We start from the raw sequence: 20456 nt of genomic DNA on the forward strand, positions 1-20456 counted from the left end.
TCTTTGGCGCCCGCAACCCAGTCCGCTCTTACGCGATGGGCGGGGCGCACTGCATCACGTCTCCGACCTAAGCACCATAGCGGGGTGGCAGCTTACCCGTGCCCCCCCGCTAAATGGGTAAATTGGAGCGCCGTCCCAACGCGGGTTGACGGTCAATCGAGGCCCGGCTGCTCTGTCACTAAGTTCCGACAGCTGATGCCGAGTGCAGACGAGCCCTTCTGAGGGATCGCGGCACCGCATCAAAAAAAAGCCGCTTCTTTCTGAAGACGGATCAGGCGGAAGACCCGGAAAGGTACAAGTCCGCCGGGCCACTGCTCAACAATCACTATGAAAAACAAGGAGGCTTCAATGGCGTCATTGGACAGCTATGACTTTTCGGGTGTAGCCGCGCACCGCATAGACGAGGTGAAGCGTCGCATCGGCGTCCTCGAGGACTACACGGCGCGTCGGATCACCAGCGCCGAGGCAATCGAACGACTGCAGCTCTCCAGCCCTTCGTTTCATCGTCTGCTACGCGCGTGGGCCGACGGCACCCGACCAGAGAAGCTGGGCGCAGCAGGCCGTCATCGGAAGACCTCCCGTGATCTGGGTGAAGAGGTCACCGCCCTAATTCGGCAGATCGAGGAGAGCAGTCGCGATGCATCGGTCCGCATCGTCGCCGAGCGGGCGCGTAGGGCCGGGCGTGAGCGGAGCATTCGAATGCCGAGCCACGAGCGCGTCGCACGCTATGTAGCGCAGCTTCGCACCGAACGCGGCGAAAGACCTTCCGGCGTCCACGACCTGTTCATCGGCTTCTGTGCCGTCGATGCGCCGGTCGCCCATCCCGATCGCGGCGTCGTCGCGCCCATCATGTGCGTCCTGATCTCGGCGGCCGGCGATCCGGCGATCCTGGGACTGTCACTGTCTCTGGACGATCCTACGCCCGCTGACGTCATCAGGACCCTTGAGGACGCGCTCCTCCGGCAGCCAGGCGAGCAGCCCGATGCAGTGCGGAGGCTTCTGCTGCAGGTCGGCTGGGAAGGGCCGTGGCCTGAGCTCGTCGATGCAATCGTCCGGGGAGGACTGGCGGTCGAGGTCGAGAAGCTGCGGGCTCGATCGGCGCGCACGGTCACGGCCCTGATCGGCAACCGGCCGGCCGGCGTCGGGCTCAAGGGCGACCTGACGGCGCGCACCGTCACCAACAGGACGCTCAAGGTACCCGCCGGCGGTGCGCCGGCAGCCGTGGCTGAAGTCGAAGCATCCTTGCGCCTCCGGCTCACTGCCGCCTTCCCCGCGACCGAAGACGCATTTGCCGATCGCGAAGCGTTGCTGCGCTCGCTCCGGGCCCTTTAGGAGCCGAGGGCCGGCTAGCGCCGACCCGTCCGTCGGCACGTTTTTGCTTGGTGAAGATCGGTGCCCATTCAGGGCCTGCTCCGACCGGCAAGTAGAACAGACCGACCGCATTATCGTATCATTCCAACCTAATCAGCATTGATATTCTTGATAATTGCTCGCTTCCCGATTACGTGTGCTGCCGAATAGCCGATATGGAAGCGGAGCAATGGACGAGCACAACCTGGAACCGACTATCACGATAGTGTTCCACGAGGTCGCAGCGGTGAGGGCTCCCGTCATGCGCGAGATTCGGTCGGTGCTGCAGCGGCATTTCGAGGTCCAGTACACCGGAACCACCGAAAACCTTGGGCCTGGTGGATCATGGAAGATCGGGATCGGCTATCGTCTGTCTTCGCTCACGGAAGCCGGTCGGATCGACAGCGAAGCCGAAAGGAGGATCGCCGCCCATTGCGAACTGCTCGATCAGCTAAACGTATCCAACGGCGTCAAGGCGATCGCCATCGCGCTTCACCAGCACTGGTCGGATGACCTTCGCGAGCGCTTCGGCGAGGCGGCCAGGCCGGCGACGATCAAGCGGTGGAGGCTGCAGCGGCGACGCGCCGCGAGCCTGGAGGCCGCCCCGAGCACGAAGAGGCTCACCGATGAGGATCGCATCGTGCGCGGTCTTAGGCGGCATCATGCCATCAGGACGAACGGTTCCGGAAGCAGCATACGCGATGGCTATCGGCGTGCCCTTATCGATATACGCCGCGTCAACTCGGGGGCTCACCACTGCTACGGCAAGCCAGATTCCGAGATCGTGCCGTTCAGCTACGAGACCTTTCGCCGTGAATGTCGCAGTCTCAGGGAAAGGCGTCCCGTGCGACGCCGGCGCTGACGGAGCGTCCTTGACCGTTCCGCTCGGCTCTCGCGGGATGACTGGCCGCTGCGGTGATGACGCAGCTCCCGTCGGTATCCTCGCTGCCCGGGGGGCACCTCAACCCTCACGTCCGGAGAGGTCGATGAAGTACAGAGACCTTGGCATCGATGATCATTTGGAGATCGACATCGGGGAGGGCCAGACGAGAGGCGTATGCTTCGCCGACGCGGAGTCGAAGCGTGCGGCGCTGGAACCGGGCCGCTCGCTTCTCGACCGTGTTGCGATCGAGCGAGGATTTCTGCCGAGAGGTAGCCTTCTAGTCTTCCGTCCATCGCCCACTGTTGAGCCGGGAGGCGACGATCTACCGTCCACGCAGCCGGAGAAGTTCCTGTCTGGTTCGTCGGTCGGCTTTCCAGACGAAGGCCTGTACAACGTCGTCGATTACATCTCCCGCGAGAGCGACGATGCGACGCGCCGCAATCGTCCGAACGACGCGCTTCTCTACGAGAGGCTGATAGACGCGCTGCACGGAGCGCCTGACGATCTTGTCAGGTGGAAGCACGTGCTGCTGGTTGACGTCCTTGGCGGGGAGATCGGACTCGACGATCGGGCGGGCGCGATCCGGACAAACTGTCATCTACATCCAGACCGCGGGATGAGCCTCTACGCTTATTGCGGAGGAACCCGCTTCCACTGTTTTTCCTGCGGCGCGAGTGGAGATCAGGTCCAGTGGGCGAAGATCCGTCATCGCCTGTCCAGGGAGGACGCAATCCGCCTCGCCGCTACCACGGACTGAGCGAGGTGCAACGGGCTTACGACCTTCGTTCGTCGAGTAAGGCGAGCGTCGTCGCTGACCGATCGGATCCTGCGATAAACCAGAGGAGCGGGAGAATGCACACCGGCTGCTCCTCCAACAACCGTCGATGCGCCGCGCTTTCGCTGGCCAGGCGACGACCCCAACCCGAAATGTCCGCCGCGGCGCGAAGGAGGCCGCAAGGTATGGCTAAAGGAACTACGAAGGGTCGCAACGTCGTCCAGATCTCCGTGGAGAGAAACTACTATGTCGGGGAGATCCTCGCGGATGCTGCATTCCGCGTAGGCGAACGGCACCCGGACGGTGATGGTCCGTGGAAGATGGAGGCGGACAAGGTCGCCTGGAGGGATCCGGCGACTGGAATGGACTGCATCATCCGCCGGGCGCGCCATGGCGGATACCTGTGCGGCTATGTGGCTGTCCCCCCGGGCCATCCGCTGTTCGGCTTCGAAGGTGACGCGCTTGCAGCGCTCGGCATCCGACCTCACGGTGGCGTCGATTACGGGGCTCCGTGCGAGCAGCGCGAACCCGAGGCCGTGTCGGTCTGCCATGTAGGCGAACGGCGCGCCGCGTCCGCGAGAAAAAGAGCCGCAGCCGCAGCCGCAGCCGAGGTCGACAAGAAGCACGATGACGCCTGGTGGTTCGGCTTCAGCTGCGACAAGCCAGGAGATCTTCAGCCCACGCGGCCCGATGCCCCCGCCTCCATTCGCGGCGCGCACGTCGGACTGAAGAGCGTCTACCGTGACGAGAACTACGTGCTGGCTCACGTCGTCGATCTGGCGGCCCAGTTGCACGCCGTCGGCCACGGTCTCGACCTGCCGACGCCGAGTGCTCCTGCTGCACCCCCAAGCGGCCTCGATCCCGACAGCGTGGGAGGGGCGTGATGTCTGGATCGACCGACGATGCCGCTCTGCTGCCCTGGGGACACTGGCTGCGCACGAAGCCTGGGGCGGGCGAGATGATCCTGATCGATGAAAATGGGCGCGAATGGCGGTCCGTTCGGGAGGCCTTCTTCCACGGCAAACTCGGCTTCGAAGCGATGATCCCGCACTTTCGGGAGGTCGAGCTGGAGCGGATGCTCGTCTATCTTCTCGGTGCGAGCGGCCCCTTCGGCGCCAGCGGCCTGCAGTCGAGGGTCGGCGACCTCTTCCAGGACAGCGCCTTCGGCTCCTTCTACAGGCACTGGCTTGGGGCGCACGGCCTGATGAAGAAGGATCCTCGCATGCACGTGCAGGATGCCTGGATCACGCCGGAGGGTCGTTCGGTCGCTAAGATGCTGCTGGCGACCCGACCGCCAGGCCTGGCGGGGCTCCATCCCGGCGTCGAGACCGTGCTCTTTGCCCAGGGCGCAGCGGAGGAGATCGATCGCACCTCCTTTGAGAGAGGTGATGAGGACGTAGCGCACATGCAGTACGCGTTCGTGCGCGAAAGGATCGGCCGGCAGCCCTCGATATCCCTAGTGCATAGAGACGTCTCCCTAAGGATGCCGCTCGTCAGGACGATCTGGACGCAGACCTTCGCCGAGGAGGAGAGCCGAGACGCATACCACGGCTGGATGAGCGGCCGGCTCGAACGGTGGAACGCCTGGGGGGAAATCGCCTATCGCGGCGGCGCCGGCGCGCTTACGCGGCACCTGCTCTCCCTCCTCGTGAGCGAGATGGCCGATCGACTTGACCGTGGTCGCGAACGCCCGCCCAAGGACGCCGATCCGCAAGGGGGCGCAGCGGCTTCGCCGACGCTCGCGATCGAGTGGTCCGGGCCATAGGGCCGCGGCCTCCCTCAATAGAAGGGCAGGCCAACTCGGATCGAGAAGCTATCGGTGACCCTCTGGCGGATGGCCGCTCGTTCCGAACGGTTCGCCTCGCCGCTGCTGCGAGACGATGCTCGTTCGTAAACAGCCTGACGCTGCATCCCTCGTCACGATGGCGTGGCAGGTCCAGTCAGACCCCGCGGTACACTAGGGTGACGAACAGGGCGGGGCTGATGATCGCCTTTCCCCATCTGGCATCGAACTCCGCCGTGGGCTTGGCGGCAATGGTCTCTTCCAGCGACTTGCCCTGCTTCTTCAGAGACGACACGTTGGTCCGGATCGAGACCAGCATATCGCGATATTCGACGAGGTCCGAGCGGCCACCGACGGGGCCATGACCCGGCACGACGATGGTTTCCGGGCCGGTCATGGCGACGTTCGCCTCGGCGGCCTTGATCATCCCGTCGATGCTGCCGCCGGCGACATAGTCGATGAAAGGGTACAGCCCGTTCCACCACGTGTCCCCGGTCAGCAGCACGTCGGCCTTCGTAAAGTATGCCGACAGATCGCCGTCGGTGTGCGAAGGGACGTAGGGCCGTAGCCGTATCGTCTCCCCGCCGAACCGCATCGACTTCTCGCCGCGGATCAACTGGGCGATCCGAGCATCCTGGGGCACGGGCGTGAAGGTATGTCCCCACTCCTCGACGCGGATGGTCTGGTCCAGGTGCTTGGCGGTGTTCGCGTGAGCGATCAAGATTGCGCCGGCATGGTGCGCCCACGCGTTGCCGTCGGCATGGTCCCAGTGCCAGTGCGTGTTGACCGCATATCTGATCGGGACCGGGGAGATGCCGCGCAGCGCCGCCTCGATCTTTTCCTTGGAAACCGAGATGCCATCGTCGACGAGGAACATGCCTTCTGGAGCTGCGAACGCTGCCATGTTGCCGCCGGATCCCTGCAGCATCGACACGCCCCCGCGTAGCGGCTGGACGCTCACGTCCGATGCCTCCGCGGCCGCGTTGATGGTTGCGTAGGGGGTCTGCTGAGCGAACGCCGGAGCTCCTAGAAGCGTGCTTCCGACCGCTGCGCTGAAGAGGCAGGACTGCATCAGTCGTGTGATCATTTCGTGCGCCTTCCCTGTAGCCTTCCACGATTTGCGCAGTGACGATGCAAGGCGCAGCCCGGTTCTAGTCGGTATGGCTGCGTCCGAGTGCAGGATCGTGCAAAGCTGATCGCTGGCGACGGAGTTCTGTCGAACGCCGTCCTGAAATGTTCTGGCACGATCACGAGCTCGAATACATCCATACGACGGTATCGGACCTCACCGCACTTGGACGGCAGGCGCGTAAGCCTCCTTCAAGTCGTAAGTCTTCTATGGCGGAGAATCCAGGACCGATTTCGCCAGGGTCAATTACGAACGAGCCGGTGCCGACATGTACTCTGGTAGGGGTGGATGCCTGACACGGTAGAATGGCTGGTTGCAAGCCGGTTCGGCAACTTCCTGGGCATCGAACAACAGGGAGCGAACCTATGACCGCTTCGATACTACAGCAGGTACTGCCGGCCTTGAACGAGAAGCCGGTCTTCGGCGTGGGAGAGCGGGTGCGCGTCGCGATGCGCGCGCCGATCGGTCACTACCGTGTGCCGATCTACCTGCGCGGCAGCGTAGGCACAGTAGAGCGGGTAATCGAGCCGGCGCTCGTGGACAACGAGGAGGAGGGGTACGGCCGGAACGCCGGCAGCAAGCGGCACTACTACCGCGTGTCCATCCCGATGCCCTCGCTCTGGGAAAAGTACGACGGCTCCCCGCGCGACGAGCTGCACATCGAGATCTACGAGACCTGGCTGGAGCGCGCATGATGGCTGGCGAACCGCATACACACGATCATGATCATGATCACGGCCATGACGATCACGCGCCGATCACCGCCGACGCGAAGCCGGGCTACTACGAGGTGATGGAGACCGCCGTGCGGGAGCTCCTGATCAGCAAGGGGCTCATCACGGCGAACGACGTCCGGCACCAGATCGAGGTGCTCGACAGCCGCACGCCCGCGCTGGGCGCTGCCGTCGTGGCCCATGCGTGGACCGACACGGCCTTCAAGGAGCGCCTGCTGGCGGACGGCCGAAAGGGCTGCGAGGAGCTGGGCATCAGCTTCTACGACGACACTCAGCTGATCGTGCTCGAGAACACGGCCGAAGTGCACAACCTGATCGTGTGCACCCTGTGCTCCTGCTACCCGCGGCCAGTCCTGGGACTTCCGCCCGACTGGTACAAGCTGAAGCCCTACCGGGCCCGTGCGGTGATCGAACCCCGCAAGGTGCTCGCCGAGTTCGGCACCCTCATCCCGGACGACATCGAGATCCGCGTGAGCGACTCCACTGCGGTCGTCCGCTACCTGGTCCTTCCGCGTCGCCCCGAGGGCACCGAGGGCTGGTCAGAGGAACAGCTCGCAGCGCTGGTCACCCGCGACGCGATGATCGGCGTCATCCCCGTCACTCTGGACAAGGAGGCCGCGTGATGGCGACCCAGGACTTCGTCAGCCGACTTCCCAACGACATCGGTGGGTTCGAGGCCGGTTCGGTGATGCGCGTCGAGCATGTGCTCGAACCTTGGGAGAAGCGCTGCCACGCACTCGCCGACGTGCTCGACTTCAGGAAGCTCATCAACACCGAGGAGAAGCGCAAGGGCGTCGAGGCGCTCGGCGAGGTGCTGATCGGAAAGCTGCCCTACTACGAGCGCTGGATCGTCGCCTTCGCGAACATCGGCTTCACCAAGGGCTTCTTCACCCCGACCGAACTGGCCGAGAAGATGGCCGAGATCGACGCGCGCTTCGCGGAGCAGGACGCGGCGTGATGCGACCCGCCCAGCCCACCTGCTTCCACGAGGCCGATCCGGCGCTGTCGCTCTGGAGGCGGTCAGGCGTCGAAGCGCTCGGGACCCTGCTGCTTGTCCTGGCGGCGAGCAGCGGCGGCATCGCGGCGAGCCGGCTGTTCGCCGCCGCGCCGGGCTTCGTGCTGCCGGTCGTGGCGCTGGTCCTCGCTGGCGCGCTCGTGTCGCTGATCGTCGCGCTGGGCGCCGTATCGGGCGGTCACTTCAATCCGCTGATCACGGTACTTCAGTGGCTCGCCCGAGAACGCGGCGGCATCTGCACGGCAGCCTACGTCTCGGCGCAACTAGGCGGCGGCGTTCTCGGCGGCTGGCTGGCAGGCCAGATGTGGCACGCCGCGGCAGCCGAAGCCGGCGGCCTGGGCTGGAACGGCGCCGTGAGCGAGCTCGTCGCGAGCGCAGGACTGATGCTCGTCGTATTCGGCTGTGCGCGCAGCGGCCGCGCGAACACCGGACCGTTCGCCGTCGGCGCCTGGCTGATCGCCGGCGTGATCGCCACGCCCACGACCTCTTACGCCAACCCGGCCGTGGTGCTCGGGGCGCTGGTCACGGCTGGGCCTCTCGCGCTCGGGGGTGCGTCAGCGGCTCCGTACCTTCTTGGCGAAGCTGCCGGCGGGCTGCTCGCACTCGCTGCAGTGACGCTGTTCCTCCCCAGGACGGGAGCTGTGGCATGAGCGTTTCCGGCCTCGTCACGCGACCTGCCGAGGGCGAGTACGCTCAGGTCCTAGCGCGTCTCGAGGCAGCGTTCGGTACCCGCGACATGGTGCCGATGGCGCGTATCGATCATGCCGCGGCGGCGGAGGGGGCGGGGCTGTCGCTGCATCCGCTCATTCTGTTCGTGTTCGGCAATCCGCGCGCCGGAACCGGGCTCATGCAGGCCCGTCCGACGCTGGGCATCGATCTGCCTCTTAAGCTGATCGTCTGGGAGGACGCCGACGGCGTTCAGGTCGGCTACAACGATCCCGCATGGCTCGTCGAGCGGCATGGCGGGGATATCGGCTCGCCGGTCCTGGACACGATGCGCGACCTGCTCGAGTCGCTTGCGCGGGAAGCCGCGGCATGATCGCGCGCCTCGCCGCGCTGCTGCCGGCCGATAAGGCGTTTCGACGCAATCTCGCGATCGTCTACACCGCGCTCGCCGTGCTGAACATCGGTGGCTGGACATGGGCGCTGCTGCTCTTCCACGACAGGCCGGCGATGCTCGGCGTGGCCGTTCTGGTCTACGGCCTGGGCCTCCGACACGCCGTGGACGCCGACCACATCGCGGCCATCGACAACGTGACGCGCAAGCTGATGCAGGAGCGTCAGCAGCCGGTCGCCGTCGGCTTCTGGTTCGCGATCGGCCACTCGGCGGTCGTCATCCTGGTCACCGCGATCGTGATCGCCGCAGCCGGTAACCTGGAGGCGTTCGACGCCTTCAGGGAGGCGGGCGGAACGTTCAGCACCTGCTTATCGGGGCTCTTTCTCCTGGTCGTCGCGGCGATGAACCTGATGGTCCTGGCCACGATTCTGCGGACGATCGGGCGCGTGCAGGCGGGCGAGCGGATCGATGACGGAGCGCTCGATCTCATGTTTGCCGGTCGAGGGCCGCTCTCGCGCCTGTTTCGTCCACTGTTCCGGCTGATCGGTCGCTCCTGGCACATGGCGCCGCTTGGATTCCTGTTCGGCCTCGGCTTCGACACCGCAACAGAAGTGACGCTTTTCGGCCTGTCCGCGACGCAGGCGGGGCATGGCGTACCGATGGAGGCTGCACTGGTCTTTCCGGTGCTCTTCGCAGCCGGGATGTCTCTTCTCGACACGACCGACGGAGTATTGATGGTGGGCGCCTACCGCTGGGCGTTCATCCACCCGCTGCGCAAGCTCTACTACAACATGACGATCACGCTGATGTCGATCGCGGTCGCGGTCTTCATCGGCGGCGTCGAGATCGCCGCGCTTGCGGTGCGCAGGCTGGGTCTGGAGGGCCCGATCGCCCGCATAGCCCTGGCGCTGAACGAAAACTTCAATGCGCTCGGGTTCGCCATCATCGGCGTGTTCGCCGCGGCCTGGGCCATGTCGTTCCTGATCTTCCGCACCATCGAGCGCCGGCCGCTGGTCGTCCGATGACACCGGAGGCTACAGGCATGCAAGTCCCGTCTGTTCTGCGGGGTGCGTCCTGATGTGTCACGGGACACGCCTGGCAGCACTCGGGGCGGTCGCCTTCGTCAGCTGTGGCCACGCCGCTGCCGATCCTGTCCGAGATGTCGATCCGCCGAGGACCGTATCGATCGAGGGGAACGGGCCGGAGCCAGACGACATCGTCGTCTTCGGTCGTGGGGAGGCCAAGATCGGCGTCGCCACGGCCGCCAGCGAGGGCACTGTGAGCGGAGCGGATCTGCTCGTCCGCCCGCTCCTGCGTGTCGCCGAACTGGTCGAGGCGGTGCCCGGCATGATCGCCGCGCAGCATTCAGGCAGCGGCAAGGCGAACCAATACTTCCTTCGCGGCTTCAACCTGGATCACGGGTCCGACTTCACCGCCTATGTCGACGGCGTCCAGATGAACCTTCGAAGTCACGGACACGGCCAGGGCTATCTCGACCTTAACGGCCTCATTCCCGAGATCGTCGCCAGCGAGGACTTCCGCAAAGGGCCGTACAGGGCGGACGGCGGCGACTTCGCGCTCGCCGGCGCGGCCTACTTCAGGACCATAGACAGCTATGATCGTCCCTGGGCGTCGGCCGAGCTTGGCTCGTACGGCTGGCGCCGCGTCGCGGCGGGCGGGACCATCGAGAACGTGGGGTCAGGGACGCTGACGCTGGCCGGCGAGGGAAAGGCCTATAACGGACCGTGGCAGCAGCCCGAAAGGCTTCGGCATCTGGCCGGGTTCGGCAAGTACCGCAGGCAGGTCGGGACGGTCGACCTCGCGGTCACGCTCCACGCCTATCACGCGACCTGGCGCCCGACCGAGCAGATACCCGAGCGCGCCATCGGCTCCGAGGCCTGCCCGGACGTCTTCTGCTCCCCGGATCCCAGCGCGCGTGGCAGGACCACGCGCCTGATCGGCAACGTCTCGGCTACTGGCGACGGCTGGAAGGCGAACGTCTACGGCCAGTTCTACGACTGGAGGATGTTCTCCAATCCCACCTATGCCGACATGGACGGCACCAGTGCCCAGATCGAGCAGTTCGACCGCCGCTGGATTGTAGGTGGCAGGGGAGAGCGGGACTGGAGCGCCCTGCCAAACCTGAGAGTGACGCTTGGAGGCGAGGCCCGCCACGACCACGTCGGCGATGTAGGCGTGTACCGCACCGCGTCCCGACGACTTCTGGGTTCCCTCGGCCGCTACCGTCTGCAGGAGAGCTCGGCGGGGCTGTACGGGGAGGTGCGCTGGAATCCGGCTCCTGGTCTGCGCCTCGTCGGAGGCCTTCGCGGCGACTATTACGCGTTCACCGTGCGCGCGCGCGACGCGGCGGCCGAAGCGCTCGGCACCGGCACGGGTGATGCGGTGCAGGTCTCGCCTAAGATGTCGGCCGCCTATGCGCCTGCGACTTGGATCGAGTTCTACGGCAACTGGGGGCGAGGCTTCCATTCGAACGACGTTCGCGGAGCGGTGAACCGGGAGACTGCGGTGCCGCCGCTCGTGCGCGGCGACGGTCGAGAGGTGGGCGCGAGGGTGCAGAGAGGAAAGGTGAGCCTGACCGCGACCTACTGGTGGCTCGACGTGGACAGCGAACTCCGGTTCGTCGGGGACGCCAACTCGGTCGAGCCGACAGGAGCAAGCCGGCGGCGGGGCTACGAGCTCGTCGGCTTCTGGCGCCCCACGTCCTGGCTGGCCCTCGACGCCACCTACACCGCCAGCCACGCGCGATACGACAATGGAGACCGGATCCCGAACGCCTTCGAGAACGCGGCCTCGGTCGGTGCCGCCGTCACGACCGGATCATGGGAAGGAAGTCTGCGGCTGCGGCATCTGGGGCGGTATCCGCTCATCGAGGACGGCAGCGTCCGCGACCGCGGCAGTACCGTCGTGAACGCGCGGGTCGCTTGGAAGCGCGACAGGGTGGAACTGTACGGCGAGGTGCTGAACATGCTCGCCAGCCGCGACAAGGACATTGCTTATCTCTACGATTCTTACCTCCCTAAAGTCGACATCCGCGGGCCGGTTGAAGGTAGGGTCAGCCGAATAGTTGAGCCGAGAACAATTAGGATTGGAATAAAAACCTATTTCTAGAAGTAGGTCGAGTTAAGAAGAAAAATGCTGTAGGTTGCGCCCGGGTTATGCTTCGCAACGCAGGCGCTTGTGAGATAAGAGTTCGTTTTAATCAGGGTTGGTGGATTGCGGACTGGCCGCTTTCGAGAAGCCCCGAGCGAAAGCTGCCATTCGTTCATGTGGCCGGGCACGGGCCTTAAACGCCTGTCGGTGGTGGATACCGGAACGGCAGCTTTCGGGCGGCCAATTCCAGTAAGTTGCCGTCCGTTCAGCCGGGAGGGCAGGGGGCCTTCACGCCCGCCGGTGGTGGGAAGCCGCCTGTCCGCTTTCGAGCGGCCAATCGCGGTAAGCTTCCATTCGTTCAGGCAGCGAGCAGAGCGGGTGAGGGTTGGTTCGCTTACCGGCAGATTGCGATATGCGGTCCTTCAGAGTTGGATTCACCATTGCTTGCGGCCACGTGTAAGGTACAAACACGGAACGATGGAGCTGCGGGGGTGGTCGTCTTGGCTGAGTTCACGCATTTGGAAGACCAGGTTCGCGAGTGTTACGGCCGCGTCGTTTACACCCACAAGACGCATGAGAAGATGGCAGACCGCTGCAGCCGGACCATGCGGCGATTTAAGATTGCACAGATTGTACTTACTGCTGTTACAGCTTCCGGCGCGTTCTCGGTCGTCTTTCTCGACGACACCTTGCTGAAAATTGCGACTGCCTTAGCGTCAATCGCGAGCCTAATCATTTCCGGGTACATGAAGGGCTTCGATCCCGGTGCCATGGCGCAAAAGCACAGGGATGCGGCTGCCAGCATGTGGCCGATCCGAGAGTCGTATCTCTCCCTACTCACCGATCTGCGCATGAAGCGGATCTCCAACGACGAGGGCGTAAAGGTTCGCGATGCGCTCCAGGCCAAGCTGGCGGCCATCTACAGGGGTGCTCCTCAGACCACTGGTGAGGCCTATGCCGACGCTCAAGATGCCCTGAAGAACAAGGAGGATCTTACCTTCTCCGACGCCGAGATCGACTGGTTCCTCCCAACCTCACTTCGAAAGACTTCCGCTTAATGGCGCCTCCCAGCCGGACTGGGGAGGGCCTGATTCAGGATCTCGCCGAGGTCCTTGAAATCCCAATGTCGCGCTACGAATCGGCTGACCGCAGCTACAGGTCGGTCAGCCGGTGGCTAGACCGGCCGGATTCCAGGTTCGCCCATGTCGATCTGGACGTATACACGCAGGGCTCGTTCCGCCTAGGCACCGCGATACGGCCTCTGAATGGCGAGGAGCATTACGACCTCGATATCGTCTGCGAGTTCCGCATCAGCAAGTCGCACACGACCCAAAAGCAGTTGTATGACGATCTCGGGCATGAGCTCGAATTGTATGCGGCTAAGCATGGCATGCAGGAGCCGTCGCCTTGGCAACGATGCTGGACGTTGAACTACGCGGACGAGGCCCAATTCCACATGGATGTACTGCCATCCGTTCCTGACGCGCAACGGCAGCGGGTGTTGCGAGAGGCGCGATCTCTCCCGCTCGACTACGTGGACAAGTCTGTGTCGATCACCGACACCGAACACACGAACTTCCGATTTGTAAGCGACGAATGGCCGGCCAGCAATCCCAACGGATATGCCGAATGGTTCCAATCCCGCATGAAGCCCGCATTCGAGAGCCGCCGTAGAGCGATGATGCTGGCCGAAGCGAAGGCGGACGTCGCGGAAATCCCGGTCTATCGGGTGAAGACGCCGCTCCAGTCAGCCATCCAGATCCTGAAGCGCCATCGGGACATGCGCTTCGCCGACGAACCCGAGCGCCGCCCGACGTCAATCGTCATTACCACGCTCGCGGCGCATGCCTACCAGCAGGAGACGAGCATCTCGGGCGCCCTGCTGAGCATCCTCCAGCGCATGGACAGCTACATCGTTCAGCAGGACGCCGGATACTGGATCGCCAACCCGTCGGATCCCCGCGAGAATTTCGCCGACGCATGGAACGAGGATGCGGATCGTCGGGACGCGTTCTACGACTGGCTGGAGACCGCGCGTGCTGACTTCAGCATGGCTGCGAGCCAGCAGGACCCGTCCGCGTTCGTAGATGCCTTGGCTCCCCGCATCGGCCGGAGCCTGGTCGAGGCAGCTGTCGCTCGCAGGAGCCGTCCCGCTTCGGGCGGAATGTCATTAGTCAGCAGGGCAAGTCGGGCGCTGCAGCGGGTGATCGACGCGCCGCATCGTAAGCCCGCGGCTTGGCCCACGGTGCGGTCGGGCACCGTCGAAATCATCGCTGCAACGGCGATGCGCGATGGCTTTCGGCCGAGGATCTTCACGAGCGACGATGCGTCCGTGCCGCCCGGGGCCAAGCTGCGCTTCGACGCGCGAACAGACGTGCCTCGCCCGTTCCGCGTCTACTGGCAGGTGGTGAACACTGGCACGGCCGCCAGCGAGGCGCGGAACCTGCGGGGCGGGTTCGACGAGGTCACCGTCGTGCCGGGCGTCCTGTCGAGAACCGAGGACGCGGAGTATCCCGGCTCCCACAGCATCGAGTGCTTCGTCGTTAAGGACGGATTTCTGGCGGCTCGAAGCGGGCCGTTTCTCGTGAACATCGGATAGAAGACGGAAGTGGGTCGAGGATGGGTGTCGGCGAGGATTTTTCGCGCTTTAAAGATGGCTACAACATCGACGCGCCCACGATGGCTTCGATCAGCTACCGCTACCGGCGCATAACCAAGCAACTCAACAGGGATTTCTGGAACACCGAGTCCGAAAGCGCGCATAGCCTCTATGTCGGATCTTACGGCCGCGACACCGCGGCCCATGGCCTGAGCGATCTCGACGTCGGGTTCATGCTCCCCAACGCGCTCTATCACCAGTACAATGCCCACCTAGGAAATGGCCAGTCGGCGCTGCTCCAGGCGGTCAAGCGCTCGATCCAGAAGACCTACACAACATCCGAGAGCTTCGGGGACGGACAGGTGGTTGTGGTCAGCTTCACGGACGGGATCACCTTTGAGATCCTTCCCGCCTTCGACAACGCCGACGGCGACAGCTGGACTTATCCCAACGCGAACGGGGGTGGCTCATGGAAGACCTGCAATCCCCGCGCCGAGATGCGTGCAGTCGACACCAGAAGCCTCTTAACCAACAGGAACCTGAAATATCTATGTCGCATGATGCGGGTGTGGCGAGATGTACACTCTGTACCGATGAGCGGAATGCTCATCGATGCGCTCGCGTACCAGTTCATCGAAGATTGGACGAACCGCGACAAGTCCTTTTTCTACCACGACTACATGGCACGAGACTTCTTTCTTTACTTGTCGCAGCAAGACACTAAGCAGTCCTATTGGCGAGCTCCGGGCAGCGGCGCGCTGGTCTTTCGTAGTGGAGCCTTCGAGCACAAGGCCGCGAATGCCTACTTGAAAGCTTTGGAAGCCATTGCTTACGACACCAACGGCCACGATTGGTCACGCCGGCAGAAATGGCGGGAAATCTTCGGTACGCTTTTTCCAGCATAGTGCTCCATGCAACGCCGGCTCACGCGCGCTACACCGCGGGATGTGGACCGCACGCAGTTAGCGAATTACACGTGTTTGATTGTCCAGCCTTGCGCGCAGCCGAATGAGCGGCCGAGTTTGGGGGTGGATCACGAACGCTAACTGTCCGAGTATACTTTCAGAGCTGATGACCGCCGAACAAGCGCGCGATGAACCCCGGGGCGGACCCGCGCTGTTCGCCACTGTAGGAGACCGAACCCTCCTCACGCTGCCTGCGCGTGTCCCTCCACGCCCACTTCGGGATCTGCGGTGCGTCGCCGTTAATGTCGTTGAGCCGGGCCCGGTAGCCCTGCACCGCCTTCACAGCCGCCTCGCAGAACGAGGCGTCCGGGAAATCCGTCTCCCAGTTGCGGCAGTTGCGCCACAGCGCGTTGAGGTTCTCCGCCGCCGTACGGTGGCGAATCGCCAGGTCACTGAGATTGAGAAAGGCAGTCATCCCGCTCAGGAGCGAAACCACTAGGCTGATGAACACGGGAATGTTGCGGACCAGCTCGCTGCCCACGCCCGCTGCCGGCAAGACGGTGCGGGTTTGGCTTGAAACGAGCCAGGCGAGTACGATCGAGAGCACTGTGGCGGGGAGACCGAGCGCGAGCTTGTGAACTTGCTCGTAGCGTCGCGCGGCCGCCCAGTGGCCGAGCTTGGAAGTCTCGGTGTCCTCCAGGTGGCGCTTGATCTCGTCGATCGCGGCGCGGAAGTGGTTCTCGTCGTATCTCACCCTGGCTCGCGCTCCGACCCGGACTGAAACGCAGCGAGCACGCGCGCGCGCGCGTCCGCCACCGTCCTCGCCTGCGCCTCGGTGACGCCGAAGGTCGCGTCCCACTCTGCCATCGTCGCCACATGGTAGACGAAAGCCAGGTCGGCCGCGAGCTTGCCGCCGAGCGCTGTCATGCCCACTACCATTGCATCGCGCGTCCCATCGTATGCCACTCCGGCCGTCCCAAGCCAGTCGAAAAGGGCGCCGCGCAGGGCCACCCAATCCAGTGCGACTGCTTCGGTCAACATGCCCGCCCGGCGTAAAACCAAAGCGGCGGCAGCCCAATCGGCCACTTCCCCAGTTGCGCTCAGCACCCTAAACCTCGCTGCCGTCGGCAAGAACGTTCCGGACGTACTGCGACGCCGCGGACGAGTAGGCTGCTTCCTCGATGGGAAAGCACGTGTGAAGGACACCGGTCGCGACAGAGCAGTCTGCCAGTAAGCCAGCCATCGTCCTCACCGCCTCGAACCGGTCCGTGCCGTCTTGCACGATGATCGCGAGGTCGACGTCGCCCGGGTCGACGCCGTGGACGGCCGAGCCATGGAGCAGGACCCGCGCCCCGCCCGGCACCGCACGACGAAGGTTAAGCGCGAGCTCGGCGAGGTCATCCCGCCATGACTTGCCCGACGCTACCTTCGCCGCGTCATCTTTCTCGCGATGATCCATCTGCTGGACCTAGCACGTCCTATTAACCTCATGGCAAGCCCTTCCTCTCGCATGTTCGCTTTTCGTTTCGAAAGCGGATACGATAGCGATCCGCTAAAGCCGAGAGGTCGCCGATGCGTCTGGAAACCGTGTATGCCCGGTTCTACAAGTCGTTCAACTTCGACAGCGTCCGCAAATCGCATCCCGATGCGAAGCCGGAGGCCTGGGATCTGATCGCCGGGGACTTCTACCCCTACGTCACGATCGCCATCGATCCGCGCATTACCGCCGTCGTCGGCGCGAATGAATCCGGCAAGAGCCACCTCCTCGGTGCTATCAAGAGCGCAATCACGGGTAAGGACATCGAGCAACGTGATCTTTGCCGATATTCCCCGTTCTTTAGCGTTGAACGTGGAATGACGTCCTGGCCGCATCTCGGTCTGAAGTGGTCGTCCATGAACGCGGAGGAGGTCGCAGCATTGAGATCTGCGGCACCCGAGGCGCCCGCAGACTTTTCCACCTTCCACATGTTTCGTGAAGGTCCTGACGTGCTTCGCCTATTCTTTCCGCGGAAGAATGGCGAGGCGACGGAGATCGGACTAACTGGTGCGGCCGCCAGAAGCTTCGGTCACGACTTCCTACCACTCCCGTTCGAGATCAAGGCCGGCGTGGGGCTGCCGAACGCAGTTCCGCTGGCATGGCTACGCGACGAGATCGAACCCTCTTCTGCGCTTGCTACGAGGCGAGGTCGTGCGGCCCTTTTGGAGGCGGGTGCCTTCGTTCTCGACAACCTTCCTGCCGACGCGCAGCAGTTCGCCGGCATCGCTTCGACCTTGTTTCCCCGGATCAGCGGCTACCGCACTTCTCGCGGAGCAGCGGTCGGGGACGAGGACCCGAAGGCGCTCGGTCTCGCTCGCGACCTGCTCGTCAGGCTGGCACTGATCGACCCGGACAGGCTCGCAGACCTGGCCAAAGCCATCGACGACGGGGACGACGGACATGCCAACGCTCTGGTCGCGAGGATCAACCACCAGTTGGCGCGTCACCTGAATTTTCCTAGATTCTGGGTGCAGGACCGCGATTTCGCGATCAAGGTGTCGCCGCGCGACGTCGACCTGGTGTTCACCATCCAGGACCGCACCGGCACGGAGTACACTTTTGCGGAGCGGAGCCACGGCCTCAAATACTTCCTCTCGTATCTCATCCAGGCCCAAACGCGGGAGCCATCGGCTGACCGTGCCGAGATTCTGCTGATGGACGAACCTGACGCTTTCCTCTCAGCCGAGGCGCAGCAGGATCTGCTCAAGATATTCGATAACTTTGCCCATCCCGAGGGCGACACGCGGCCTGTCCAGGTCGTCTACGTCACCCACTCGCCCTTCCTTCTCGACAAAAACCGCGCCGAGCGGATCCGCGTCCTTCAGAAGGGGCGGGCGAGCGAAGGCACCCGCGTCATCCGCAACGCATCACGTAACCACTACGAACCGCTTCGCTCGGCCTTCGGCGCGTTCGTGGGGGAGACCGCGTTTATCGGCTCCTGCAACCTCCTAGTGGAGGGAGCGGCCGATCAGGTTCTGCTTGCCGGCGCATCGCGGCTGATCCGCGCCGCAGCTGGCCCAGGCCGCGGTGACAGCCTCGACCTCAACCGCATCGTCATCGTTCCCTGCGGCTCCGCCGGGCAAATGCCCTACACCGTCTACCTCATACGTGGACGGGACACCGAGAAGCCGCCGGTCATCGCGCTGCTAGATGCCGACCCCGCAGGCCGAGACGCTGCGAAGGCACTGCGGGGAGGCGAGAAGCGGATCGGGCGCCTTATCAAGCCTGAATACGTCTTAGACGTTGCGACTGCGGTCGAGCCCGACGATAACGGACGTGTCCCGGTCGAAATCGAGGATCTCGTTCCGACCCCGCTGGCCGTTCGGGCGGCCAACGAGTATTTCCTCGAAATCGAGGAGTTTCGTGGCGAACGCCCTCCAGCCTTCACGATTCAGGAGCTTCCCGCGACGCTGTCCGCCGACGAGTCGGTGTTCGACGCGTTGAACACGCTGGCAAAGGCACGTGGCAGGCACATCGACAAGATCGGTTTCGCGCGTGCGGTGATCGGGATCTGCGAGAAGGAGGGGGCTGAGAATATCGACGTGGCCGATTTCCTCACCCGTATGCGGTCATTGTTCCGGAAGTTGACCGAAATACAGCGTGCAGCGGAACGCGACGCTTCAAAGGCACGCATCTCCTCCCTCGTCGATCGCCTGCAGAGCAATTTCCGCCGGGACCATCCGGACGTCGCCACGACCGAGCAGGCCCTCCACCTTCTTGAGGACGTAGCAGACGTCTTGGACGATTCACGTGAGGCCGACGCCGTCAGAACCCGATTGCTGCAACTCCGTCGTGATTTCGCGCTGGATAACCACGAGACGCTGACGATCGACCGATATGACGTCTTCCTCGTCGAACTAGCTGGACTGAAGCACAGCTTCGAGCATGTTGAGCGGCAGCAGTCGGACGTGGTCGCAAAGAACGATATAGCGGCGCCCGAACCCAAAAACATCGCTAAGAAGGCTCGAGCAGCAAGGAAGACGCAGGCAAATGAGGGGCAGATCCGAACACCGCGTGCGTCCACGCCCCGGCGCAAGGCTACGGATCGGAACGAGCCCGGCACCGAAAGCTGAGATCGGCCCTCCATTTGCCAGCATTAAGGAGGATCAGCAGCCCAAAATCGCGCCAACGCGCTTGCGGGCAAGGAAGTCATTGGTCGGGGTCCGAACGCAGTGGATAGCAGCTGCTTTGCGCCCCATTCCCCGAATTCGAGGATTGCTGGCGATCTGTCTGACCACAGTTTCAGTGTCGGCTGCAGATACTGCGCATGGCGGAGCCGAACTCCACACCTTCCACTGCCTCTACGGCTGCCCAATCGGGGCTCCGGGCATTGATGATATCGTCGTGCGCGAAATATACACGCTGGCGTCCAACGACCTGACCAAGATGGCGGACTGGGTCGCGTATCGCGTGACGCCCTCCTCCATCGGACCCTCCGGCGAGCGGAAGTGGTCCGCAGACCCGTGGCTGTCACCTGACGAGACGTTAGAGCCCGCCGACTATGACGGCGCATCGCAGGCGCTGGGCGTCGATCGCGGTCATCAGGCGCCGCTCGCCGGACAATCAGGTACGCCGTTCGCGGGCGATACCAACATCCTCTCCAACATCACGCCGCAGGGGGCCGCCCTGAACCAAGCGCCATGGCAGCGGCTCGAGGCTCAGGAAAACGAGCTCGCCCGGTCGGCGAATATCGCCGTTTACGTGCTGACTGGTCCCCTGTTCGAGCGCACGATGCCCCCGCTGCCCAAGGCGGATGAGCGCCATAGAGTGCCCTCGGGCTACTGGAAGGTAATCGCGACGCAGGACGGCCGCATGGCGGCCTTCATCATGGACACCGCGGCGCCAAGGACGCTCGATCACTGCAGCGCTCGAGTGTCGCTGGACGATGTCGAGTTGAGGTCGCGGCTCGGCCTCTTTCCCCGCTTAACAACGCGATCGTTCCGTGACCTATCGCCCGATTTGGGATGTAACCCATGATCAGATTTCAAGTGCGGCCGGGGCATGCCCTGACCCCATGCCTCTTGCTGTCGCTAACCGCCGGCGGATGCGCAACCGCACCCTCAGCCGATCTGACCGGC

21 protein-coding genes are annotated in these 20456 nt (G+C 63.9%); 17 read left to right on the forward strand and 4 right to left on the reverse strand.

The genetic code is table 11. The annotated features are described in order from the left end of the window. The first annotated feature begins 348 nt into the window (after positions 1-348). The 5 genes from AC1RTO_RS02175 (at position 349) to AC1RTO_RS02195 (ending at position 4773) form a co-directional block, all read left to right on the forward strand. Entirely contained in the window at positions 349-1332 is a 984-nt protein-coding gene (locus AC1RTO_RS02175) for a hypothetical protein (protein ID WP_493159292.1), read from the forward strand. A 208-nt stretch (positions 1333-1540) separates the two neighbouring features. Next, positions 1541-2212 (forward strand): hypothetical protein, encoded by a 672-nt coding sequence (locus AC1RTO_RS02180; protein WP_493159293.1) that lies wholly within the window; start codon positions 1541-1543, stop codon positions 2210-2212. A gap of 124 nt (positions 2213-2336) precedes the next feature. Then, a complete protein-coding gene (locus tag AC1RTO_RS02185) occupies positions 2337-2990 on the forward strand; it encodes a CHC2 zinc finger domain-containing protein (RefSeq protein WP_493159294.1) in 654 nt (217 codons plus the stop codon). Positions 2991-3193: 203 nt separating this feature from the next. Next, entirely contained in the window at positions 3194-3892 is a 699-nt protein-coding gene (locus AC1RTO_RS02190) for a hypothetical protein (RefSeq protein WP_493159295.1), read from the forward strand. Further along, positions 3892-4773 (forward strand): hypothetical protein, encoded by an 882-nt coding sequence (locus AC1RTO_RS02195; protein WP_493159296.1) that lies wholly within the window; start codon positions 3892-3894, stop codon positions 4771-4773. The genes AC1RTO_RS02190 and AC1RTO_RS02195 overlap by 1 nt, the downstream gene beginning before the upstream one ends. A gap of 175 nt (positions 4774-4948) precedes the next feature. Here AC1RTO_RS02195 and AC1RTO_RS02200 read toward each other — a convergent pair whose 3' ends face one another. Beyond that, positions 4949-5878 carry an MBL fold metallo-hydrolase gene (locus tag AC1RTO_RS02200; protein WP_493159297.1) on the reverse strand — a complete coding sequence of 310 codons (930 nt, stop codon included), beginning with the start codon at positions 5876-5878 and terminating at the stop codon, positions 4949-4951. 407 nt (positions 5879-6285) lie between these two features. Between AC1RTO_RS02200 and AC1RTO_RS02205 the strand changes: the two genes are divergently transcribed. From AC1RTO_RS02205 to AC1RTO_RS02250, 10 genes are all read left to right on the forward strand, one after another. Beyond that, entirely contained in the window at positions 6286-6615 is a 330-nt protein-coding gene (locus AC1RTO_RS02205) for an SH3-like domain-containing protein (RefSeq protein ID WP_493159298.1), read from the forward strand. Next, positions 6612-7277: a nitrile hydratase subunit alpha gene (gene nthA / locus AC1RTO_RS02210; RefSeq protein ID WP_493159299.1), complete on the forward strand. Its 666-nt coding sequence runs from the start codon at positions 6612-6614 to the stop codon at positions 7275-7277. Before AC1RTO_RS02205 ends, nthA begins: the two co-directional genes overlap by 4 nt. After that, positions 7277-7612, forward strand: coding sequence for a hypothetical protein (locus AC1RTO_RS02215; protein WP_493159300.1), 336 nt, complete (start codon positions 7277-7279; stop codon positions 7610-7612). The genes nthA and AC1RTO_RS02215 overlap by 1 nt, the downstream gene beginning before the upstream one ends. Then, positions 7612-8319, forward strand: coding sequence for an aquaporin (locus AC1RTO_RS02220; RefSeq protein WP_493159301.1), 708 nt, complete (start codon positions 7612-7614; stop codon positions 8317-8319). The genes AC1RTO_RS02215 and AC1RTO_RS02220 overlap by 1 nt, the downstream gene beginning before the upstream one ends. Continuing rightward, positions 8316-8708 (forward strand): DUF302 domain-containing protein, encoded by a 393-nt coding sequence (locus AC1RTO_RS02225; RefSeq protein ID WP_493159302.1) that lies wholly within the window; start codon positions 8316-8318, stop codon positions 8706-8708. The genes AC1RTO_RS02220 and AC1RTO_RS02225 overlap by 4 nt, the downstream gene beginning before the upstream one ends. Further along, positions 8705-9751: a HoxN/HupN/NixA family nickel/cobalt transporter gene (locus AC1RTO_RS02230; RefSeq protein WP_493159303.1), complete on the forward strand. Its 1047-nt coding sequence runs from the start codon at positions 8705-8707 to the stop codon at positions 9749-9751. The genes AC1RTO_RS02225 and AC1RTO_RS02230 overlap by 4 nt, the downstream gene beginning before the upstream one ends. 52 nt (positions 9752-9803) lie before the next feature. Beyond that, the gene (locus tag AC1RTO_RS02235; RefSeq protein WP_493159304.1) at positions 9804-11855 is read left to right on the forward strand and encodes a TonB-dependent receptor; all 2052 of its coding nucleotides are present in this window, start codon (positions 9804-9806) and stop codon (positions 11853-11855) included. A gap of 473 nt (positions 11856-12328) precedes the next feature. Beyond that, positions 12329-12895: an SLATT domain-containing protein gene (locus AC1RTO_RS02240; protein ID WP_493159305.1), complete on the forward strand. Its 567-nt coding sequence runs from the start codon at positions 12329-12331 to the stop codon at positions 12893-12895. Further along, on the forward strand, positions 12895-14436 hold the full coding sequence (locus AC1RTO_RS02245; RefSeq protein ID WP_493159306.1) for a nucleotidyltransferase: 1542 nt from the start codon (positions 12895-12897) through the stop codon (positions 14434-14436). Before AC1RTO_RS02240 ends, AC1RTO_RS02245 begins: the two co-directional genes overlap by 1 nt. Before the next feature lie 20 nt (positions 14437-14456). Then, positions 14457-15341, forward strand: coding sequence for an SMODS domain-containing nucleotidyltransferase (locus AC1RTO_RS02250; RefSeq protein ID WP_493159307.1), 885 nt, complete (start codon positions 14457-14459; stop codon positions 15339-15341). A 157-nt stretch (positions 15342-15498) separates the two neighbouring features. Here AC1RTO_RS02250 and AC1RTO_RS02255 read toward each other — a convergent pair whose 3' ends face one another. The 3 genes from AC1RTO_RS02255 to AC1RTO_RS02265 all read right to left on the reverse strand — a co-directional run bounded on the left by AC1RTO_RS02255 (position 15499) and on the right by AC1RTO_RS02265 (position 16800). After that, positions 15499-16095 carry an SLATT domain-containing protein gene (locus AC1RTO_RS02255; RefSeq protein WP_493159308.1) on the reverse strand — a complete coding sequence of 199 codons (597 nt, stop codon included), beginning with the start codon at positions 16093-16095 and terminating at the stop codon, positions 15499-15501. Beyond that, positions 16092-16382 carry a hypothetical protein gene (locus tag AC1RTO_RS02260; protein WP_493159309.1) on the reverse strand — a complete coding sequence of 97 codons (291 nt, stop codon included), beginning with the start codon at positions 16380-16382 and terminating at the stop codon, positions 16092-16094. Before AC1RTO_RS02260 ends, AC1RTO_RS02255 begins: the two co-directional genes overlap by 4 nt. Positions 16383-16449: 67 nt before the next feature. After that, positions 16450-16800 (reverse strand): hypothetical protein, encoded by a 351-nt coding sequence (locus AC1RTO_RS02265; RefSeq protein ID WP_493159310.1) that lies wholly within the window; start codon positions 16798-16800, stop codon positions 16450-16452. A gap of 113 nt (positions 16801-16913) precedes the next feature. On the opposite strand from AC1RTO_RS02265, the gene AC1RTO_RS02270 reads away from it, so the two are divergent. After that, positions 16914-19451: an AAA family ATPase gene (locus AC1RTO_RS02270; RefSeq protein WP_493159311.1), complete on the forward strand. Its 2538-nt coding sequence runs from the start codon at positions 16914-16916 to the stop codon at positions 19449-19451. Between the two features lie 115 nt (positions 19452-19566). Then, positions 19567-20355, forward strand: coding sequence for a DNA/RNA non-specific endonuclease (locus tag AC1RTO_RS02275; protein ID WP_493159312.1), 789 nt, complete (start codon positions 19567-19569; stop codon positions 20353-20355). The last annotated feature ends 101 nt before the right edge of the window (positions 20356-20456 follow it).

Source organism: Sphingomonas sp. GW821-FHT10F09 (assembly GCF_058809195.1).

Bases quoted from the DNA above. Each gene is read 5' to 3' on its own strand.
- AC1RTO_RS02175 (WP_493159292.1), top strand. From the start codon at position 349: ATGGCGTCATTGGACAGCTATGACTTTTCGGGTGTAGCCGCGCACCGC.
- AC1RTO_RS02180 (WP_493159293.1), top strand. From the start codon at position 1,541: ATGGACGAGCACAACCTGGAACCGACTATCACGATAGTGTTCCACGAG.
- AC1RTO_RS02185 (WP_493159294.1), top strand. From the start codon at position 2,337: ATGAAGTACAGAGACCTTGGCATCGATGATCATTTGGAGATCGACATC.
- AC1RTO_RS02190 (WP_493159295.1), top strand. From the start codon at position 3,194: ATGGCTAAAGGAACTACGAAGGGTCGCAACGTCGTCCAGATCTCCGTG.
- AC1RTO_RS02195 (WP_493159296.1), top strand. From the start codon at position 3,892: ATGTCTGGATCGACCGACGATGCCGCTCTGCTGCCCTGGGGACACTGG.
- AC1RTO_RS02200 (WP_493159297.1), bottom strand. From the start codon at position 5,878: ATGATCACACGACTGATGCAGTCCTGCCTCTTCAGCGCAGCGGTCGGA.
- AC1RTO_RS02205 (WP_493159298.1), top strand. From the start codon at position 6,286: ATGACCGCTTCGATACTACAGCAGGTACTGCCGGCCTTGAACGAGAAG.
- nthA (WP_493159299.1), top strand. From the start codon at position 6,612: ATGATGGCTGGCGAACCGCATACACACGATCATGATCATGATCACGGC.
- AC1RTO_RS02215 (WP_493159300.1), top strand. From the start codon at position 7,277: ATGGCGACCCAGGACTTCGTCAGCCGACTTCCCAACGACATCGGTGGG.
- AC1RTO_RS02220 (WP_493159301.1), top strand. From the start codon at position 7,612: ATGCGACCCGCCCAGCCCACCTGCTTCCACGAGGCCGATCCGGCGCTG.
- AC1RTO_RS02225 (WP_493159302.1), top strand. From the start codon at position 8,316: ATGAGCGTTTCCGGCCTCGTCACGCGACCTGCCGAGGGCGAGTACGCT.
- AC1RTO_RS02230 (WP_493159303.1), top strand. From the start codon at position 8,705: ATGATCGCGCGCCTCGCCGCGCTGCTGCCGGCCGATAAGGCGTTTCGA.
- AC1RTO_RS02235 (WP_493159304.1), top strand. From the start codon at position 9,804: ATGTGTCACGGGACACGCCTGGCAGCACTCGGGGCGGTCGCCTTCGTC.
- AC1RTO_RS02245 (WP_493159306.1), top strand. From the start codon at position 12,895: ATGGCGCCTCCCAGCCGGACTGGGGAGGGCCTGATTCAGGATCTCGCC.
- AC1RTO_RS02250 (WP_493159307.1), top strand. From the start codon at position 14,457: ATGGGTGTCGGCGAGGATTTTTCGCGCTTTAAAGATGGCTACAACATC.
- AC1RTO_RS02260 (WP_493159309.1), bottom strand. From the start codon at position 16,382: ATGTTGACCGAAGCAGTCGCACTGGATTGGGTGGCCCTGCGCGGCGCC.
- AC1RTO_RS02265 (WP_493159310.1), bottom strand. From the start codon at position 16,800: ATGGATCATCGCGAGAAAGATGACGCGGCGAAGGTAGCGTCGGGCAAG.
- AC1RTO_RS02270 (WP_493159311.1), top strand. From the start codon at position 16,914: ATGCGTCTGGAAACCGTGTATGCCCGGTTCTACAAGTCGTTCAACTTC.